This is a genomic window from Faecalimonas umbilicata, from assembly GCF_004346095.1.
GTDB lineage: Bacteria > Bacillota > Clostridia > Lachnospirales > Lachnospiraceae > Faecalimonas > Faecalimonas umbilicata.
Genome location: NZ_SLZV01000056.1, coordinates 1 through 1,917 on the forward strand (window position 1 = coordinate 1; position 1,917 = coordinate 1,917).

Here is a 1,917-nt window from a genome sequence, read left to right on the forward strand (position 1 = left end):
AATCGAGTAGGAGGCTAATCATTAATTGATTAGCCGACCTCTCACACCACCTAGCATACCGTTCAGTACTAGGCGGTTCCTTAGTTTTCACAAACTACTAGATAATAGTCAAACATGGATGTATAACCTAGCTTGGCTATTATTTTCTTTGAAAAGATTTGGTTCAAGACTTTCGCCATTCTCCAGTAACCTTTTCTGCTACAAGCGAGTTCTTTGGCTTTCCAATGTTCCATTCCTAATGCTTTCAGCATTCGATACTTTGTTTTGATTTTCTTCCATTGTTTCCAATAGACCGCCCGGATTCTACGCCTTGCCCATTCATCCGTTGTTTTGAGAAGTCCTTTCATATCTGCAAGTCTAAAGTATTCTACCCATCCTCGCACATACTCTTGGTATTTCCTTTCCCGTTCTGCATTGTTCATGCCTTTGTTCCTATCAGTAAGCTCTCTGATTTTATTTCTCATCTTGACTACTGACTTTTGATGTACTCTGAATCTGCATTTGCCTTTGTATCTATAAAAGGTATAACCGAGATACTTGACTTTGCTGATGTGAGCCACTTCTGTTTTCTTCCTGTTCACCTTTAGGAAAAGCGTTCCTTCAATAAACGGAATGATGTTCTTCAAGGTTCTTTCCGCACTCTTTCTGCTCTTACAGAAAATCATACAGTCATCTGCGTAACGGACAAATCTATGCCCTCTGCGTTCCAGTTCCTTGTCCAACTCGTTTAGCATTATGTTACTGAGCAACGGACTCAATGGTCCTCCTTGTGGCATTCCGACTTCTGTACACTCAAACTTTTCGTTTGCTATAACCCCAGCATTCAGATATTTGTGTATCAGTGAAATCACTCTGCCGTCCTTGATAGTTCGTGACAATACCTCAATTAGCTTACTCTGACATACGGTATCAAAGAACTTCTCCAAATCCATATCCACTACATACACATAGCCATCATTTACATTCTTTTGGCATTGTCTAAGAGCATCGTGTGCTCCTCTTTTCGGTCTAAAACCAAAACTGTTCTCTGAGAATTGCTCCTCAAAGATTGGAGAGAGTTCCTGTGCGATTGCCTGTTGAATGACTCTATCGACAACCGTAGGTACTCCCAGCTTTCGAAACTCGCCTTTTGTTTCTTTGGGTATTTCTACCCTTCGAACGGGGTTCGGCTTATATTTGCCTTCCCTTATCTCTTGGATTAGGGTTTCTTGGTTTTCTCTTAGAAAGGGCAGAAGTTCATCTACCTGCATACCATCGATTCCGCCTTTTCCCTTGTTTCTTTTGACTTGCTTATAGGCTCCATTAAGATTCTCCTTTCGCAAAATCAAATCCAAAAGATTGTTCGTCCAATAGTCTGTGATGACACCGCTCTTTTCAGTAATCTTAGAGTAGTCGAACACTTCTGCATACTCTTTCTGTTCCGCAGATACCATTTGCAGATAGTCTTCCATATGAAGTTGTCTATTCTTAAATCTACTTTCAGTTACATTCATTAGCTTGTATCTCCTAAAGTTCAGTCCTTCGCCGATGTTTGCAACCACCGGTTTACTATGACTTCTGCTGACTTCTCGCCATTCGTTGTTACTGACGGATTTCATACTTTGTTTCTTTCCGCTGACGAGACCTCCCTTGGTACCACACGTCACTTTCTCTCCATATATCTGCCACATTTACTACAGTTAATTCCGAGTAGTTATTGGACTTTAGTTTGTTGTGCAACCTTATCCTTAACTATAGCCTGATGTGATTTCTGTTCGTCAGACCAGAGATTTGCCTCCACCTTCCTTCAGATTCCCCTCGCGTTAATCATAGGCTTGCCATGAATAGGACACCCTTGGTCTTGGCTGTATCCTTCCCACTACTAGGGCGGATTAGGAACTTTCATCCATTAGCGACGTGCGCCGCAAGGCGCACACA

The 1,917-nt window shown here is 41.8% G+C and carries 1 protein-coding gene; it reads right to left on the reverse strand.

The features are described from left to right. Positions 1 to 80 precede the first annotated feature (80 nt). A complete protein-coding gene (gene ltrA / locus EDD74_RS14900; RefSeq protein WP_116441462.1) occupies positions 81 to 1,493 on the reverse strand; it encodes a group II intron reverse transcriptase/maturase in 1,413 nt (470 codons plus the stop codon). Positions 1,494 to 1,917 lie beyond the last annotated feature (424 nt).